This window comes from Embleya sp. NPDC059237, from assembly GCF_042754105.1.
Classification (GTDB): Bacteria; Actinomycetota; Actinomycetes; order Streptomycetales; family Streptomycetaceae; genus Embleya.
Map to the genome: position 1 here is coordinate 57,310 of NZ_JBHZAE010000021.1, position 14,427 is coordinate 71,736.

The window sequence follows — 14,427 nt, forward strand, 5'->3', positions numbered from 1 at the left end:
TGCGGGCTGTGCCCCGCAGCCGGGCCGTAAGCGGGTCGCGGACGGGCGCCGGTCGGCACGACACCGGCGCCCGTCCGCGACCGACTGGATGCGGCTCGCCGCGCCGCGCCGGCGCATCGTCAGCCGGCGTCCTCGGCCCGCGTCGGCAGGGCCCGTTCGGCGTCGATCGCGGAGCAGCGGCCGACGATCTCGGCGGCCTCGGCCGCGAGTCGTGGAATCGGGAGTCACCGGCCGTCGGCGGGCGTGGTGGCTCTCAACGCCATTCGATCAGGTAGCGGTTGCGTGTTCCGGGCGGCAGGTCGACAACCTTGCGTGGGGTCGCTCCCGGGGCGAGGTCTTGTGTGTACAACGATTGCCGGTCGCCCTGGGTCGCGAGGAACGCGATGGAGGCGCCGTCGCGCGAGACCACCGGGTGATCGGGTTGGCGGTCGTTCGCCGGGAGTAGATCACGCGTGGACGCGACGGCGGAGTAGTCGTCGGCGAAGGTCACCAGGGCCAGGTTGTCGGCGGTGCGACAGATCAACCGATGGTCGTCGAGCCACAGTTGCGGCCCGCACATCGGGGCGGGCTTGTCGCCGGGCAGATACGTCGTCCCCGGAACGTTGCTCCGGTCGAAGGCGCGCGCGGACGACTCGGGTGCCTGCCGGGGTTGCAGAAGGGTCTCGTTGAACGTCGTGAACGCACCGTACGTGCCAGAGGGGTTGGCCGCGAAGCCGGACGAGCCGACGAAGGACGGCATCCAGTGGGTGTTCCCGGTCAGGACCAGACCGGAGCCCTGATCCGGCCCGTGGTCGGTCGTGGGTGCCGCTGCCGTCAGCGGTCGCGACATCACCTTGTGGGCAACCGCGTCGATGTACCAGAGGTCCCCGGTCCGGGGATGGATGACCGCATCGCCCTCCCTGGGCGTGCGGCCGAAGCCTTCATCGGCGGGTGTCGGGCCGACCACCGCCCCGGTGATCAGGTTCACTGCGCCGGCCCGCGCGCCGGTGCCGTTGCCCACGGGCAGCGCGACGGCGACGGTGGTCAGATCGCGATCGAACATCTGCCGCACCGACGAGGCGTTTCCGCCCGACCCGCACCCCCACGCCAGATCCGCCTTGTCGGGCAGGGGCACCTGGACAGCGGCCAATCGGCGACCGTCTCGCGCGGACCACGCCGACAGTTTGAATCCGGTTTCCGAACCCGGCTCGCCGAGACCGCACTCGAACACGATCAACGCATCGGCGGTGGCCAGTTTCGCACCGTCCACGCCGCCGTCCTTGGCCGTTCCACCGGGCGAGGGGCCCGTCCGTTCCGCGGGGATCGCCGGCTTCCCGCGCGAGTCCGAGTCGCCGCTGCAGCCTCCGACCGACACCGCCGCACCCAACACGGCCACGACGAACGACATCCTCGCGCGCAATAACCACGTCTGCATGCCGGAGATCGTAAGGAAACGAACACCTCCCCGGCACCCAAACCCGAACGTTGCCGAGCACCGCGCGACCACAGAGTCGGGAGTCGGCGGGCACGAGATCTCGACTGCCCGGCCGAGCCGAGGTCGAGGTCGGGGCGGGGTGAACAGCCACCCCACGAGGCCTGTCGGCGTCGCTGTGCGTCGGGGTCGCGCAGGCCGACTGCGTCATGCCGCCGGAACGGCTCCGCATAGACCAGCGTCCCCGTCATCCATGAAGCGGTCGGGTGTGCTCAGGTCTCGGGCAGGTCGAAAGCGGTGCGGTCGGCGGTGATCAGGTCGCCGAGCAGTGCGCTGGTGGTGGCGGCGAGATCTTGGAACGGGAGGTTCGGGGGCGGGTCGTTCTCGAAGGCGTGTCGGATGGTCCGCGCGAGCAGTTCGGCGTGCTGCTCCGGGCCGCCCGTCGCGGTCGAGCCCTCGGCACGCAGGAAGCCTTCGAAGGTCGCCTGGTAGGCGTAGCCGATCTCGTCCACGCTCAGGTCGTCGCGGAGCAGGCCGTGCTCGGCGAGCAGCGTGAGGTAGCCGCGCGCCGTCGCGGCATGCCGGTCGTCGCGGGCCGTGTCGGGCGAGCCGGCCAACTTGCCGAGCAGGTGGGGGTCGCCCAGGAGCAGTCCGCGCAGCAGCGGACGGTCCACGATCGCCAGGAAGTACACACGGGCGAAGTTGTGCAGCAGGCAGGTGTGCGGGTCCCGCTGAAGCGCCCGCCGCAGGCTCTCCACCGCGCGGAGTACCTCTCGCGCGAAGACCGCGCCGAACAACTGCTCGCGGGTCTTCCAGTGCAGGTAGACGGTGCCCTTGCCGATGCCCGCCTCGGCAGCCACGTCGTCCATGGTCACCCGCCGGTAGCCGTGGCGTGCCAGCAGATCCGCCGCGACGTCGAGGATGCGCGCGGCCCGTTCGGTGCGCTGATGCGGGTCGCGGAGTCGTTCGGGATGGGCACTCACACTCCCGAGCCTATGACTGGATTCGAGAAATCGTCAAACGACACTTGCGGTTGACTAACTTTCGATTTTCGTCATACCGTCACAGCCCGCTGGCGTCACCGCGACCGAGCGGCACCACCACGACAACAGGAGCCGAGACATGAACACCCCTTCCAAGCCCTCCCGCGGCAAGACGGTCCTGGTCACCGGCGCGACCGGGAACCAGGGCGGCGCCACCTCCCGCCACCTGCTCGCGGGCGGCTGGCACGTCCGCGCCCTCGTCCGGGACGACACCACGCCGGCGGCTCGCGCACTCGCCGCCGCCGGAGCCGAGTTGGTCTGCGGCAACCTGGACGACCGCGCCTCCATCGAGGAGGCGGCACGCGGTGCGTACGGGCTCTACAGCGTCCAGGCCGCGAACGACAACGAACTCGACCAGGGCATCAACGTCGCGAACGCCTCGAAGGTCGTGGGCGTGCGGCACCTGGTGTTCTCGTCGGTCGGCGGCGCGGAGAGCCAGAACCGCTTCTATCTGGAACGGGGTTGGGGGCAGATCGAGAAGTGGCGGATCGAGGAGCACATCCGCGCACTGGGCATACCCGCGACGATCCTTCGCCCCGCCGGGTTCATGGAGGACTTCACCAGCCCCGCGCGGTTCTTCCAAAACGGTTCACTGAACGTCCCGTGGCACGACGACCTGGTCATGCAGCTCATCGCCATCGACGACATCGGCGCCTTCGCCGCCTTGGCCTTCGCCGACCCGGACACCTACCTGGGCCGGGCCGTCGACCTGACCGGCGACCGGCTCACCGCCCCGCGGATCGCCGCGGAGCTCGGCGCGGCGGTCGGACGTCCCGTCCCGCACACCCGAATCCCGATCGACGTCCTGTGGGAACACGCTCCCGAGGCCGCGAAGGTCTTCACCTGGGCGAACGCCACCTTCTACGACACCGACCTCGCCCCGTTGCGTCAAGCCCACCCGGGCGTCATGGACTTCCGTACCTGGCTCGACCGCTTCGGCAGGGCCCGTCTGCCGACCCGGTTCGACGCCGCCGCGGGCCGACGCGACTGAGCAGACGGGCGAGGGGGCATGCGCGGCGCCCGGCCGCCGCCCGAAGTCTCAGACCTCGACCGCGTCCAGCGCGGGGGCGATGACCGCGAAGGCCCGGGCGGTCAGTTCGCCGGGATCGGCGGTGCCGTCGCCGCTGCTCCAGCGGTACAGCACGGTGTCGAACGCGGTGAGCGCCGTGCCCGCGGCAAGCCGGGGGTACAGCGTGGCGTCGGCGTCCAGGCCCTGCCTGCGGGCGAGTTCGGCGGCCAGGTCGTCGCGCCAAGCGGCCTGCTGTTCGAGGAAGCGAGCCCGCAGCGCGGGGGTGTCGAGGATCAGGCGCACGACGCGCAGCGCACGTTCGGCGTAGTCGTCGTGCCCGGCGCACGGGGCGAGGGCCGCCGCGACGGCGGCGTGCAGCGACACGGAAGGGGGTTCGTCGGGCGGGGCTTCGGCGAGCCGGGCGTGCATCGCGGCGCCCATGTCGGCGAAGAACCGGACGATGACGTCCTCTTTGGAGGCGAAGTACCGGAAGAAGGTGCGCTTCGAGACGCCTGCGGCGGCGGCGATCTCGTCGACGGTGACCGCGTCGTATCCGCGTTCGGCGAGCAGGGTGAGGGCGGATCGGCTCAGCTCGTCGGCGACGAGCAGGCGTTTCCGCTCGGCCAGGGTGGTCTCGGTTCGCGGGGTCACCCGCCGATCGTATCGCGATGCCATGCATGACGCATCAAGTCATGGTTGACACCGAGTGACATGGAAGGCAGTGTGTGCCGCATGTCTTCGGAAGCACCACGCCGGCGGTGGACCGCCGACCTCATCCCCGACCAGACCGGCCGTGTCGCCGTCGTCACCGGCGCCAACAGCGGCCTCGGACTGGCCACGGCCCGGGCGCTCGCCCGCCACGGCGCACACGTCGTCCTCGCGGTACGCGACCCGGACAGGGGCCGCCGCGCCGCGGACACGATCACCGCCGAGCACCCGGCCGCCTCCGTCGAGGTCCGCACCGTCGACCTGGCCGACCTGGACTCCGTCCGCGCGTTCGCCACGGCACTGCGCGTCGACCACTCGCGCATCGATCTCCTGGTGAACAACGCCGGGGTAATGGCGCCGCCCCGGACGCTCACCCGCCAGGGGCACGAACTCCAGTTCGCCGTACACCACTTGGGCCACTTCGCGATCACCGGCCTGCTGCTCGGCGCACTCGCGCGCGGACACGACCCGCGGGTGGTCACGGTCAGTTCCACCAACCACCGTCGAGGCCGCCTCCACTTCGACGACCCGACCGGCGAACGCTCCTACTCCCCCATGCGCTTCTACAACCAGGCCAAGTTCGCCAACGCCGTCTTCGGCCGGCAACTCCACCTGCGCCTGAGCGCCGCGGCCGGCCCGGTCCGCAGCGTGCTCGCCCATCCCGGCTACACCGCCACCAACCTCCAGACGGCGGCGCCGTCGGGCGTGGTCAGGCTGCTGTACGGCCGGATCCTGGCCCCGCTCGCCCAAACCCCCGACCGCGGCGCGCTCCCGCTGCTGTACGCGGCCACCTCGCCCGATGTCCGCGGCGGGGACTTCATCGGCCCCGACGGCTTCGCCGAACTCCGCGGCGCACCGACCCGCGTGCCCCTGGCCCGCGCGGCGTCCGACGCCGACACCGGACGCCGCCTGTGGCAGCTGTCGGAAGACCTGACCGGCGTCCGCTTCCCGATCCCGGAACCGGCCGATCGACCGGCGCCGCCCGGTCGGTAGGGCCTCGGGGACGCTACGGCAGCGGCTCGTGGTTGACCCAGACCACCTTGTACGGGTGGCGGCCCTGCCAACGCTTGATGAGGTCGACCGCCCCGGGCATGGCGAAGGTCGCGTTCAGGGCGTCGAGGTCGGTCAGGCGCAGTTGCAGGATGGCACTGGCAATGGCCACCGGAGCGTGGTCGTCGCCCGGGACGCGGATGTGATGCCGGGCCGCGAACGACTCGACCGGACCGGATCCGTTCACAAGCTCCTCGAACTCCTCCAGGTATCGATCCAGCTCACTCGCGGGAATCGGATTGTCGAAAGCGACGATCATCGTGTGGTGAATCATGCCCCCAGCGAACAGGCATTTTTCGCGCCCGTCCAAGATCCATCCGTTCTCGTTCAATGCCCTGGGGGAATGGATCGGGCGGTAGCCTGTCGGCATGGCCGAGCTGGAAACCCGCGAGTTGGAGTACTTCGTCGCGGTCGCCGAAGAACTGCATTTCGGTCGCGCCGCGGCCCGCCTGGCGATCGCGCAGCCGGCCCTGTCCAAGGCGATCCGCCGCCTGGAATCCCGACTCGGAGTGCAGTTGCTGGAGCGCTCCAGCAGGCACGTCGCCCTCACCCCCGCCGGCGAAGCGCTCCTGCACCATGGCCGGCACGCCCTCAACGCCGTCGGCGCGGCTGCCGAGAAGGCTCGCCGGGCCGGCGATCGGCAACCCCACCTGCGCCTGGTGATCAAACCCGGCGGTGACGCGAACCTCCTGTCCGGCATCCTGGCCGCCTACGCCGGCCGGCCCGACGCCCGCCAGGTGGACATCCTCTTCGGCGGAGCCACCGATCGCGCCGATCACGTCCGCGACGGCCGCGCCGATGTCGCCCTGCTGTACGCGCCGTTCGACGACATGACCGGCCTGGACCACGAAACCCTGACGGTCGAAGGACGTGTCGCGATCCTGCCGCCGGGCCACCGGCTCGCCACTCGCTCGCAGGTCACTCTCGCCGACCTCGCCCAGGAAACACTGCCCCGCTGGAAAGGCGTGCGCTGGACCGGAGTGCCCGAGGCCGGGCAGGGACCCGAGGTCACGGACGCGGCGCAAGCCCTGCACATGATCAGACTGGGACGCACCATCGCGATCCTGCCCCGCTCCCTGGCCCAGCCCATGCACCCCGACCTGGTCTACCGGCCCGTGATCGACGCCCCCAACAGCGAACTCGTCCTCGCCTGGTCGCAAAACGACCGCCGCAGACTGGTCGCCTCCTTCATCGCCGCCGCGGTGGACGCTGCAGGGACGACGTAAGAACACGGATGCTCCCGGCATCGACTGCCGTTCGCCTCGGCGACCATGGTCCGAGGGGCGCGCTGCCCGTCGGCGACAAGCACGGCCGGCCGGCGTCGGAGGAACGGGATACGGTCCGGCCCATGGCCGACACCGAACTGACCACGCTGCTCCACGTCCTGAACGGTAAGCGCCGGCACGTCCTGGGCATCCTGGAGGGCTTGGACGAGGAGGCACTGCGGCGCCCCGTACTCCCGTCCGGCTGGACGTGTCTGGGACTGGTGCACCATCTTGCCCTGGACGACGAGAAGTTCTGGTTCCGCGCGGTCGCCGCGGGAGAACAAACGGCGATCGAGGAGATCCTCGGGTCCGAGGACGCGTGGCGGCCCGCCCCCCGGAAGACGGCCGAGGAGATCTTCGCCCTCTACCGCCGGGAAGGCGAACTCGCGGACACCTTCCTGGCCGGCGCCGACCTGGACGCGGCCCCGAGGTGGTGGCCCGACTTCTTCGCCGACTGGCGGTACGACAACCTCCGCGAGGTCGTCCTGCACGTGATCACCGAGACCGCCACCCACGCCGGCCACCTGGACGCCGTTCGCGAACTCGTCGACGGCCGACAGCGACTGGTCATCACCTGACGAGGGAGCCGCGCGGCCCACGGGTTGCGGCGGTGGTCCCCGTGGTGGGCTACGCGACAGCGTCGAGCGAGGTGATGAGGCAGATCCGGCTTGCCGGGCCGAGTCGCACGGCTATCGCTTCCTGCAAAGGGTTCGTGCGGGTAGCCCGCCGGATGATGAGGTGGGCCGGTGACCAAACACGATGAGGCGGCGACTGTCCGACCGTCGACCCTGGCCTGGGTGAGCCGGCACGTGGAGGCCGGTGAACACATTGTCGGAACCGAGGTGCTGTACGGCGGCCTGACCGCCGAGATGCGAAAGCTGACCATCCGCACGCGAGGCGGAAACACCCGCCACCTGGTGCTGCGGACGTTCGTCGACGTGGAACACGCCGAGAACTGGTTGCACCGCGAGGCCGATGCCCTGTCCCTGCTCCCGGGAACCGGCGTGCCGGCTCCCGGGCTGGTCGCGGTCGATCCGACCGCCGCACACTGCGAGCATCCGTCGCTGCTCATGACACACCTGGCGGGCCGGACGGTCCTCGACGACGAGGGCTTGGAGGGGCGCATCCCCCTGTTGGCCCGTCAACTCGTGGCGATTCACGCGTTGCGGCCCGCCCGGCGGCCCCGAGAGTATGTGGCGTTGACGACCGCAGACACTGTCGTGATTCCGAAGGGCGCCGACACGGCGGCCTGGCGCGCCGCCGTCGACGTCATCCGCAAGCCACCGCCGTCCTACGAAGGGCGGTTTCTGCACCGGGACTTCCAGCCGGGCAACGTACTGTTCGACACGCCGCCTTCAAGGCCCGCAGCCGCCCGCATCACGGGGGTCGTCGACTGGGCGGCAACCTCCTGGGGCCCCGCGGATCTCGACGTGGCGCACTGCTCCGTCAATCTCGCACTACTGCACGGCCCGGCGTGGGGTCTACGGTTTCCCGAGGCGTACGAGCAGGCCGGCGGGGCGCCGGCCGCGGACGCGAACGAACGCCGGTACTGGCTGGTCCGGGACGGCCTGGCAGCCTCGGAGGAAGTGCGGTTGGTGGCGCGGACATGGCGAGAGGCAGGAAGACCAGACCTGACCACGCGAACCGTTGAGGAGCGACTGGATGCCTATGTCACCGCGCTGATGAACGCCCGGACCTGAGCCGAGGCGCGAGGAGACACCGCCGATCATGGGTCTCGAAGCCGGTATCCGGTGGAGGGGGAAACGGGGCTGCCTCCAGGCGGGGGACTCCCTCTCCTGTCACTGCCAGGGGGCCATGAGCCAGGGCCGCCGGTCCTGTCTATGCTCGGGCCCATGGCACTGGAATGGGAACAGATCATCGTCGACTCCGCCGACCCTGTCGCTCTCGGGCGCTGGTGGGCCGAGGCTCTGGGCTGGGTGGTGGTCGACGAATCCGAGGAGATCATCGAGATCCGACCCGAGCCGGACCGGATGCCGGGGCTGCTCTTCGTGCCTGTCCCCGAGGGCAAGACGTCGAAGAACCGGCTCCACCCCGACTTCCGCCCCGACGACCAGGAGGCCGAGGTCGCCCGGCTGCTCTCCCTCGGTGCCCGGCGCGCCGACACCGTGCAGGGCGAGCAGCACTGGGTGACCCTCCTCGACCCGGAGGGCAACGAGTTCTGCGTCCTGAGCGAGCGGCAGAGCTGAGCGAAAGCGCCGGCGGAAGCGCTGAGCGCAGGCCGCGCCGGGTGTTCGGTGGTGTGCTCAGGAGAAGTCCGCGGCGGTGATGCCGTCGGGGTGGTCGGGGGGCCACTCCACCAGTTCGATTCGGTAGCCGTCCGGGTCGGTGAGCCACGATGTCTTCGGGCCGCGAGGGCCGCCCGGGTACCGGACCGGTCCCGGCTCCAGGCCGGCGGCGGTCAGCCGCTCGACGGTGGCGGCCAGTGTGTCGACCTGGATCGCGAGGTGGTCGAAACCGGTACCCACGTCGACGGGTCCGCCGTCGGAGCGGTGGACCAGTTCGAGCGAGGCCGCCGGTTCGCCGGGGAAGGCGAGAATCGCGAGGTGACCCGCGTCGCCTGCCTGGACCCTGCCCAGTTCGACGTAGCCCAGCGCGGTGTAGAACCCGAGCGAGTGGTCCAGGTCGGTGACACGGTAGGAAACGAAGAGCGTCTTCACGCGGCCTCCTCGGGTCGGCGCACCCGGTGGCGACAGCCGAATCGGGTTGCTCATTCCGGCCTTCATCTCTCCTCCACGAACACGAACAAACACGGACACGGGTGGGTGTCACAGTGGAAGACTGCGGGCGGCGGGCGAACTCATCGCCCCGCCGACGAGGGGATTCCGGAGCAGCAGTCCATCGGTTGCCGTGGTTCGGGCCGCATGACCGGCAGGGTGGGCATCGTGGCGCGCCCCACACCGTCAAGGCGATCCCGGGACGGCGTTGCACGCCCGCCGTCCCGGGATCGTTGTGTTGTGTCACGCGGGGTCGTAGGAGGGTTTCGGGTTGTGCCGGGTCTCCGGTGTCCCGGCGGGTTCGCCGCGGGTGTTGGAGGCGCGTAGCGCGATGGCTCCGGCTGCCACGAGGCAAAGGGCGCCGATGAGCAGGGCCCGCTGGAATCCGGCGGTGAGTGCCTGCGCGGGCGAGGCGTGGGCGGCGAGCAGGTGGTTGGTACGGCTGGTCGCGATCCCGCTGAACACGGCCAGGCCGAGCGCCGATCCGAGTTGGAAGGAGGTGGTGATCAGGGCTGCGGCCAATCCGGCCTGATCCTCCGGCACGCCCGCGTTGGCGGCCGTTTGTACACCCGCGTACAGCAGCCCCAGCCCGGTCCCCATGATCACCAACGGAACGAGCAGGTTGCCGAGATAGGTGCCGTCCACCGGGATGCGGGAGAGCCACAGGATGCCGCCGGCGGCGAGCAGCGCACCGGAGACGATGATCGGACGGGTACCGGTGCGCACGAACATCTTCGTCGCCACGGTCGAGCCGAACCCGATGCCGACGCTCACCGGCACATACGCGAGCCCGGAACGCAGCTGCGAATAGCCCAGCACGTTCTGCATGTACAGGGTGACGAAGAAGAACATCGAGTAGAACCCGGCCCAGGCGATCACCTGGGTGGCATCGGCCGCCGCCAGCCCCTTGATCCGGAAGATCGACAACGGGACCAGCGGATGGGCGCGCCGCTGCTCGTTGACCCCGAACGCGGCCATCAGCGCCGCCGAGGCGACCAGTCCGCCGATGGTGCGTCCCGCACCCCAGCCCGCGTCCGGCGCCTTGACCAGCGTGAAGATCAGCAGCAGCATGCCGGCGGTGACCAGGATCGCGCCGAGTGCGTCGAAGTCGCCCGGCACGGACCGGCGGTGGTCGGTCTTCAGGATCCGCAGCGCCCCGAACAGCACCAGCGCGCACATCGGGAGGTTCACGAAGAACACCCACCGCCAGCCGAACTCCTGGGTGAGCAGCCCGCCGAAAAGCAACCCGACCGCCGACGCCGCCCCGCTGATCCCGGCCCACACGCCCAACGCCTTGTGCCGGTCGGCGCCCTGGAACGTGGTGGTCAGGATGGACAGCGCGGCCGGCGACATCATCGCCGCCCCGAAGCCCTGGGCGAGTCGGCCGCCGACCAGCATCCCCTGACCGGCGGCCAACCCGCAGGCCAGCGAGGAGGCCGCGAACAGCACGGTCCCGGCGATCAGCAGCCGCCGCCGGCCCAGCAGGTCCCCGGCCCGGCCACCCAGCAGCAGGAATCCGCCATAGGTGATCAGATAGCCGCTGACCACCCACTGCAGGTTCTGCACCGAGAACCCCAGATCCGTGCGGATGGTCGGCAGCGCGACGTTCACGATCGAGCCGTCCATGACGTCCAGGAACGTCACGGCGCACAGCAGCGCCAGCGTGATCTTGCCGCGTCCGGTCGCCAGGAACGACCCCTGCGGCGTCGACGCGGTCGTGGTGTCGCTCATGACGCGGCGGCTTCCGGCATGGGGCCGACCTCGACCCCGCCGAACCAGGCCCGCCACTCGGCCGCCGTCCCGGCGTGGGGCGCGTGGTCGGAGGGCGCGCGGAAGGAGAAAACGTACTCGGTCATGGTCTGTGGTCCTGTTCCGTATGCGGGGCGGCCCCGGACCGGGGCCGCCTCCAACCGGGTAGACACCGGCCCGGCCATGAATCGGGCGCACGGACACCGCCCAATGCGCGGGCCCGGCGGCGTCTGTATCGGTAGGCGCACCGTACGCCCCTGCGGAAAGAAGAAAAGCGAGGATGATGCATGCCGGTGGAGATGGGGATGGAGACGGAGATGGACACGACCGACCTGATCGCTCGGGCCCGGGCCGGCGACCACCACGCGTTCCACGACCTGGTCCAGGGCCATTCCCACGAGTTGCAGGTGCACTGCTACCGCATCCTCGGGTCACTGCAGGACGCCGAGGACGCGCTCCAGGAAACCCTCGTGTCCGCCTGGCGCGGCCTGGGCGACTTCGGCCAACGGTCGTCGCTGCGGACCTGGTTGTATCGGATCGCGACCAACCGGTGCCTGAGCATGTTGCGCGCCGACGGCCGCCGCCCCCGTATCACCCTCCCGCTGCCCGAGGCCACCCTGCCCGAACCCAGCGGCGCCGGGGACGCCCCGTCCTGGTTGGAGCCTTACCCCGACGTACTGCTGGACCGCCTCGTCGACCAGCGCCCCGGACCGGAGGCCCGCTACGAGACCACCGAGGCGATCTCGCTCGCGTTCATCACGGCCCTGCAACTGCTGCCGCCGCGGCAACGCGCCGTACTCGTGCTGCGCGACGTGCTCGGCTACCGCGCGAGCGAGGTGGCCGAGATGCTCGATACCACCCGGGAGTCGGTACAAAGCGCCCTCAAACGCGCCCGCGCCACCGTCGACAACCGCCTCGCCGACGCCGACGTCAATGTCGACGCCAACGCCGACGCCAACGGAGCAGGCCGCACAGGCAGCCGCATACCCGCCCGCCGACCCGACACCGCCGCCGAACACCGGCTCGTGACCCGGCTCACCGACGCCCTGGAACGCGCCGATCTGGACGCCCTGATCGACCTGCTCGTCACCGACGTGAGAATCTCCATGCCCCCGGCCATGCTGGAATACCGCGGCATCGAATCGGCCCAACGCTTCTTCGCCGCAGTCACCTTCCGCCCCGGCCGCGGCTACCGCGTGGTACCCACCCGCGCCAACGGGCAGCCGGCCTTCGGCTTGTACGTGGCCGACCCCCACGCCGGCGTCCACCGCGCCTACGCGCTCCTGGTCGTCACCGTCGCCGGCGATCACATCGCCGCCATCACCGGCTTCACCGCCAACGTCTTGACCCGCTTCGGACTTCCCCGAACCCTCCCCGAACCGGATTGACGGACGTGCGGCGCCGTCCTGTTGCCGGCGTTCCCCTCTTCGGCCGGGACCTGACGGGCCGGTTCGGGCGGCCCGTCAGGTGCGTGTGCTCAGCCGGTCGGGAGCGGGTGGTCGGCCTGGGTGTCGACGACGTCGGCCGGCACGCCCGGCGGGCGCCGCGTGCCGGACAGGATCGGGTCGAACCCGGTCTCACCGTGGAGGTAGCGGCGGAAGAACGCCGAGGCGTACGCACTCGTGAGGGTGCGTTGCGTGGGCTCGGTCAGCGAAACCTCGTCCAGTTTGCGATCGTCCTGGGAGAGGCAGGTACCGGGCTTGCTGCCCGGTACCGCGTCGTCCTGCGCGCCGACCTGGCCGCTGCTCGGTGACCACTGGGTGTTGAAGAAGGCGTGATTGGCTCCGTGTACGGTGAATTTGTGGATCGGGACGGTGTTCCGTCCGGCGTTCCACTCGAAGTAGTTGCCACCGCGCACCGCGTCGCACGTACCCCACATCACCGCGAACGGGACGTGGGTGACCGGCTCGTTGTCCCAGTTGCTGGTCGGCGCCAGGGCGAACACGCCCTTCACCGTCACACCCGCCGGCCAGTCGCCCCGGCGGAGGTCGGCGGCCTGCTGCATGACCCCGCCGCCGCCCATCGAGTGGCCCACCGTGCCGACGTTCGCCATGTCCACGCGTCCGCGGAAGTCGACCCGGCGGGGCCTGCCGTCGCGCGGATCGGTGAAGCGGTGCGCGAGTTCGCCGCCGCCGGTCGCGGACAGCCGCTGCCACATGGCCAGATGCCGATTGAGCAGGGCGGCTCGGGCGTGGTACACCGTGGGCGCCTGCCCGAACGACGTCGCGTTGATGCCGTTGGTACCGATCGACACCACCACGAAGCCTTGGGCGGCCAAGTCCCGGGCGAGGTAGTCGTATCCGTTCTTGCTGGAGATTTGTTCGGTCCCCGGCGCACACGGCCAACCGCGCAGCTTGTCGCCTGCGATGTCGGCCAACTTCTGCTGTCGCTCGGCTTCGGCGGTGTCGCCGGCCGCCATGGCCGCGTCCCTGGCCTTGAGCGCCGCCGCGAGGTTGACGGAGGCCGGGCGGTCGGCACAGGTGTCCCACAGACCGTGCTGGATCACCACCAACGGGAAGCGCCCGCGTGCCAGGTCGGTCGGGTAATGGACCACCCCGGCAAGCTCGTTCGCCCCCTCGTACTGGCCCGCCTCGACCGGCGGCGGCACGAAGGCCCGGTCGCCGAGGTTGTATTGCACCGACGCGACCCGGTGCGAGCCGGCTTGGACCCCGCCCGCCGCCTCCGCCGCCTCCGCCGGCGCCGGCACCACGAGCAGCGCCGCAACGGCCGCTGCGGCCAGGCACGTTCGGGCCCAACCAGTTCCGATCGTTGCTCGCCGGAAGTCCCGAATCCCCATGTATGCCTCCATGTCTTCGCGCACCGGGTGTCTCGACGACTCCGGTGATCTCAAAGGCATACGTGACTGGGAAGCGAAGGGTTGCAGCGGACGTCGAGCCGACCGGGCACCGTGCTGCCTCGGCCGGGTCGTGCCGGGGCCGCGCCGCCTCCGGGTGGTGGGGTCAGCAGCGGCGGGTGGAGCTCACCTGGTCCCGCTGCGGCGACTGGAGGTTGATGGTCTGGCCGTCGAGAATGTTGAGGATCTTGTTCCTGTAGCCGGCGTCGCGGAACAGGCACCAGTCGTCCTTGGTGTTGTTCCGGACCGACCAAACGTGGTCGTTGAGCCGACCGGACAGGACACTCAGGTCGGAGGCGCCGTCCTCGAGTTCGTAGTGCGCGCCGGTTCCGTTCGCGCCGTAGTAGATGCAGAATTTCCCGTCACCACACGGCCAAGCCGTGCTCGCCGTCGCCGGGGAGGCGGTGATCGCGACGGCTCCGACCAGCAATGCGGCGGCCGTTGCGACGGCGCGCGTCCTGGAGGTCATGGTGGCACTTCCTTTCACGCGGACGGGAGTCCCCCGAGGGTGCCGACGAAATCCCCTTCGCTCCCGATCGCCCACCCGCGACGTCGGTGGCCGGGGCGGCCGACGTGAGGATCGTACGCATCCGCGTGCACTTG

The 14,427-nt window shown here is 70.5% G+C and carries 16 protein-coding genes; 7 read left to right on the top strand and 9 right to left on the bottom strand.

Annotation, left to right across the window (positions count from 1 at the left end):
* Positions 1-253 precede the first annotated feature (253 nt).
* Entirely contained in the window at positions 254-1,414 is a 1,161-nt protein-coding gene (locus ACFXKZ_RS43230; protein WP_380010580.1) for a hypothetical protein, read from the bottom strand.
* Positions 1,415-1,683: 269 nt separating this feature from the next.
* Positions 1,684-2,394 carry a TetR/AcrR family transcriptional regulator gene (locus tag ACFXKZ_RS43235; RefSeq protein ID WP_380010583.1) on the bottom strand — a complete coding sequence of 237 codons (711 nt, stop codon included), beginning with the start codon at positions 2,392-2,394 and terminating at the stop codon, positions 1,684-1,686.
* 139 nt (positions 2,395-2,533) lie between these two features.
* Between ACFXKZ_RS43235 and ACFXKZ_RS43240 the strand changes: the two genes are divergently transcribed.
* Positions 2,534-3,445, top strand: coding sequence for an NmrA/HSCARG family protein (locus tag ACFXKZ_RS43240; protein WP_380010586.1), 912 nt, complete (start codon positions 2,534-2,536; stop codon positions 3,443-3,445).
* Positions 3,446-3,493: 48 nt separating this feature from the next.
* Here ACFXKZ_RS43240 and ACFXKZ_RS43245 read toward each other — a convergent pair whose 3' ends face one another.
* Positions 3,494-4,138, bottom strand: coding sequence for a TetR family transcriptional regulator (locus tag ACFXKZ_RS43245; protein ID WP_380010589.1), 645 nt, complete (start codon positions 4,136-4,138; stop codon positions 3,494-3,496).
* Positions 4,139-4,195: 57 nt separating this feature from the next.
* Here ACFXKZ_RS43245 and ACFXKZ_RS43250 point away from each other — a divergent pair, with 57 nt between their 5' ends.
* Positions 4,196-5,164 carry an oxidoreductase gene (locus ACFXKZ_RS43250; RefSeq protein ID WP_380010592.1) on the top strand — a complete coding sequence of 323 codons (969 nt, stop codon included), beginning with the start codon at positions 4,196-4,198 and terminating at the stop codon, positions 5,162-5,164.
* A 13-nt stretch (positions 5,165-5,177) separates the two neighbouring features.
* Here the strand turns inward: ACFXKZ_RS43250 and ACFXKZ_RS43255 are convergent, their stop codons facing one another.
* A complete protein-coding gene (locus ACFXKZ_RS43255; protein WP_380010595.1) occupies positions 5,178-5,495 on the bottom strand; it encodes a hypothetical protein in 318 nt (105 codons plus the stop codon).
* 94 nt (positions 5,496-5,589) lie between these two features.
* Here ACFXKZ_RS43255 and ACFXKZ_RS43260 point away from each other — a divergent pair, with 94 nt between their 5' ends.
* The 4 genes from ACFXKZ_RS43260 to ACFXKZ_RS43275 all read left to right on the top strand — a co-directional run bounded on the left by ACFXKZ_RS43260 (position 5,590) and on the right by ACFXKZ_RS43275 (position 8,693).
* Entirely contained in the window at positions 5,590-6,447 is an 858-nt protein-coding gene (locus tag ACFXKZ_RS43260) for a LysR family transcriptional regulator (RefSeq protein WP_380010597.1), read from the top strand.
* Between the two features lie 122 nt (positions 6,448-6,569).
* A complete protein-coding gene (locus ACFXKZ_RS43265; RefSeq protein ID WP_380010600.1) occupies positions 6,570-7,064 on the top strand; it encodes a DinB family protein in 495 nt (164 codons plus the stop codon).
* Positions 7,065-7,232: 168 nt separating this feature from the next.
* Positions 7,233-8,186, top strand: coding sequence for a phosphotransferase family protein (locus tag ACFXKZ_RS43270; protein WP_380010603.1), 954 nt, complete (start codon positions 7,233-7,235; stop codon positions 8,184-8,186).
* A 153-nt stretch (positions 8,187-8,339) separates the two neighbouring features.
* Positions 8,340-8,693 carry a VOC family protein gene (locus ACFXKZ_RS43275; RefSeq protein ID WP_380010606.1) on the top strand — a complete coding sequence of 118 codons (354 nt, stop codon included), beginning with the start codon at positions 8,340-8,342 and terminating at the stop codon, positions 8,691-8,693.
* A gap of 57 nt (positions 8,694-8,750) precedes the next feature.
* Here the strand turns inward: ACFXKZ_RS43275 and ACFXKZ_RS43280 are convergent, their stop codons facing one another.
* The 3 genes from ACFXKZ_RS43280 to ACFXKZ_RS43290 form a co-directional block, all read right to left on the bottom strand.
* Positions 8,751-9,164 (bottom strand): VOC family protein, encoded by a 414-nt coding sequence (locus tag ACFXKZ_RS43280; RefSeq protein ID WP_380010609.1) that lies wholly within the window; start codon positions 9,162-9,164, stop codon positions 8,751-8,753.
* 300 nt (positions 9,165-9,464) lie between these two features.
* Entirely contained in the window at positions 9,465-10,952 is a 1,488-nt protein-coding gene (locus tag ACFXKZ_RS43285) for an MFS transporter (protein ID WP_380010612.1), read from the bottom strand.
* Entirely contained in the window at positions 10,949-11,077 is a 129-nt protein-coding gene (locus ACFXKZ_RS43290) for a hypothetical protein (protein ID WP_380010615.1), read from the bottom strand. The genes ACFXKZ_RS43285 and ACFXKZ_RS43290 overlap by 4 nt, the downstream gene beginning before the upstream one ends.
* Before the next feature lie 180 nt (positions 11,078-11,257).
* On the opposite strand from ACFXKZ_RS43290, the gene ACFXKZ_RS43295 reads away from it, so the two are divergent.
* Entirely contained in the window at positions 11,258-12,358 is a 1,101-nt protein-coding gene (locus tag ACFXKZ_RS43295; protein WP_380010618.1) for a sigma-70 family RNA polymerase sigma factor, read from the top strand.
* An 89-nt stretch (positions 12,359-12,447) separates the two neighbouring features.
* On the opposite strand, the gene ACFXKZ_RS43300 is transcribed toward ACFXKZ_RS43295, so the two are convergent.
* Positions 12,448-13,767 carry an alpha/beta hydrolase gene (locus ACFXKZ_RS43300; protein ID WP_380010621.1) on the bottom strand — a complete coding sequence of 440 codons (1,320 nt, stop codon included), beginning with the start codon at positions 13,765-13,767 and terminating at the stop codon, positions 12,448-12,450.
* Positions 13,768-13,930: 163 nt separating this feature from the next.
* On the bottom strand, positions 13,931-14,293 hold the full coding sequence (locus ACFXKZ_RS43305) for a peptidase inhibitor family I36 protein (RefSeq protein WP_380010624.1): 363 nt from the start codon (positions 14,291-14,293) through the stop codon (positions 13,931-13,933).
* Positions 14,294-14,427: the final 134 nt, after the last annotated feature.

Bases quoted from the DNA above. Each gene is read 5' to 3' on its own strand.
- ACFXKZ_RS43245 (WP_380010589.1), bottom strand. From the start codon at position 4,138: ATGGCATCGCGATACGATCGGCGGGTGACCCCGCGAACCGAGACCACC.
- ACFXKZ_RS43295 (WP_380010618.1), top strand. From the start codon at position 11,258: ATGCCGGTGGAGATGGGGATGGAGACGGAGATGGACACGACCGACCTG.
- ACFXKZ_RS43275 (WP_380010606.1), top strand. From the start codon at position 8,340: ATGGCACTGGAATGGGAACAGATCATCGTCGACTCCGCCGACCCTGTC.
- ACFXKZ_RS43255 (WP_380010595.1), bottom strand. From the start codon at position 5,495: ATGATTCACCACACGATGATCGTCGCTTTCGACAATCCGATTCCCGCG.
- ACFXKZ_RS43265 (WP_380010600.1), top strand. From the start codon at position 6,570: ATGGCCGACACCGAACTGACCACGCTGCTCCACGTCCTGAACGGTAAG.
- ACFXKZ_RS43285 (WP_380010612.1), bottom strand. From the start codon at position 10,952: ATGAGCGACACCACGACCGCGTCGACGCCGCAGGGGTCGTTCCTGGCG.
- ACFXKZ_RS43305 (WP_380010624.1), bottom strand. From the start codon at position 14,293: ATGACCTCCAGGACGCGCGCCGTCGCAACGGCCGCCGCATTGCTGGTC.
- ACFXKZ_RS43240 (WP_380010586.1), top strand. From the start codon at position 2,534: ATGAACACCCCTTCCAAGCCCTCCCGCGGCAAGACGGTCCTGGTCACC.
- ACFXKZ_RS43230 (WP_380010580.1), bottom strand. From the start codon at position 1,414: ATGCAGACGTGGTTATTGCGCGCGAGGATGTCGTTCGTCGTGGCCGTG.
- ACFXKZ_RS43260 (WP_380010597.1), top strand. From the start codon at position 5,590: ATGGCCGAGCTGGAAACCCGCGAGTTGGAGTACTTCGTCGCGGTCGCC.
- ACFXKZ_RS43250 (WP_380010592.1), top strand. From the start codon at position 4,196: ATGTCTTCGGAAGCACCACGCCGGCGGTGGACCGCCGACCTCATCCCC.
- ACFXKZ_RS43290 (WP_380010615.1), bottom strand. From the start codon at position 11,077: ATGACCGAGTACGTTTTCTCCTTCCGCGCGCCCTCCGACCACGCGCCC.
- ACFXKZ_RS43300 (WP_380010621.1), bottom strand. From the start codon at position 13,767: ATGGGGATTCGGGACTTCCGGCGAGCAACGATCGGAACTGGTTGGGCC.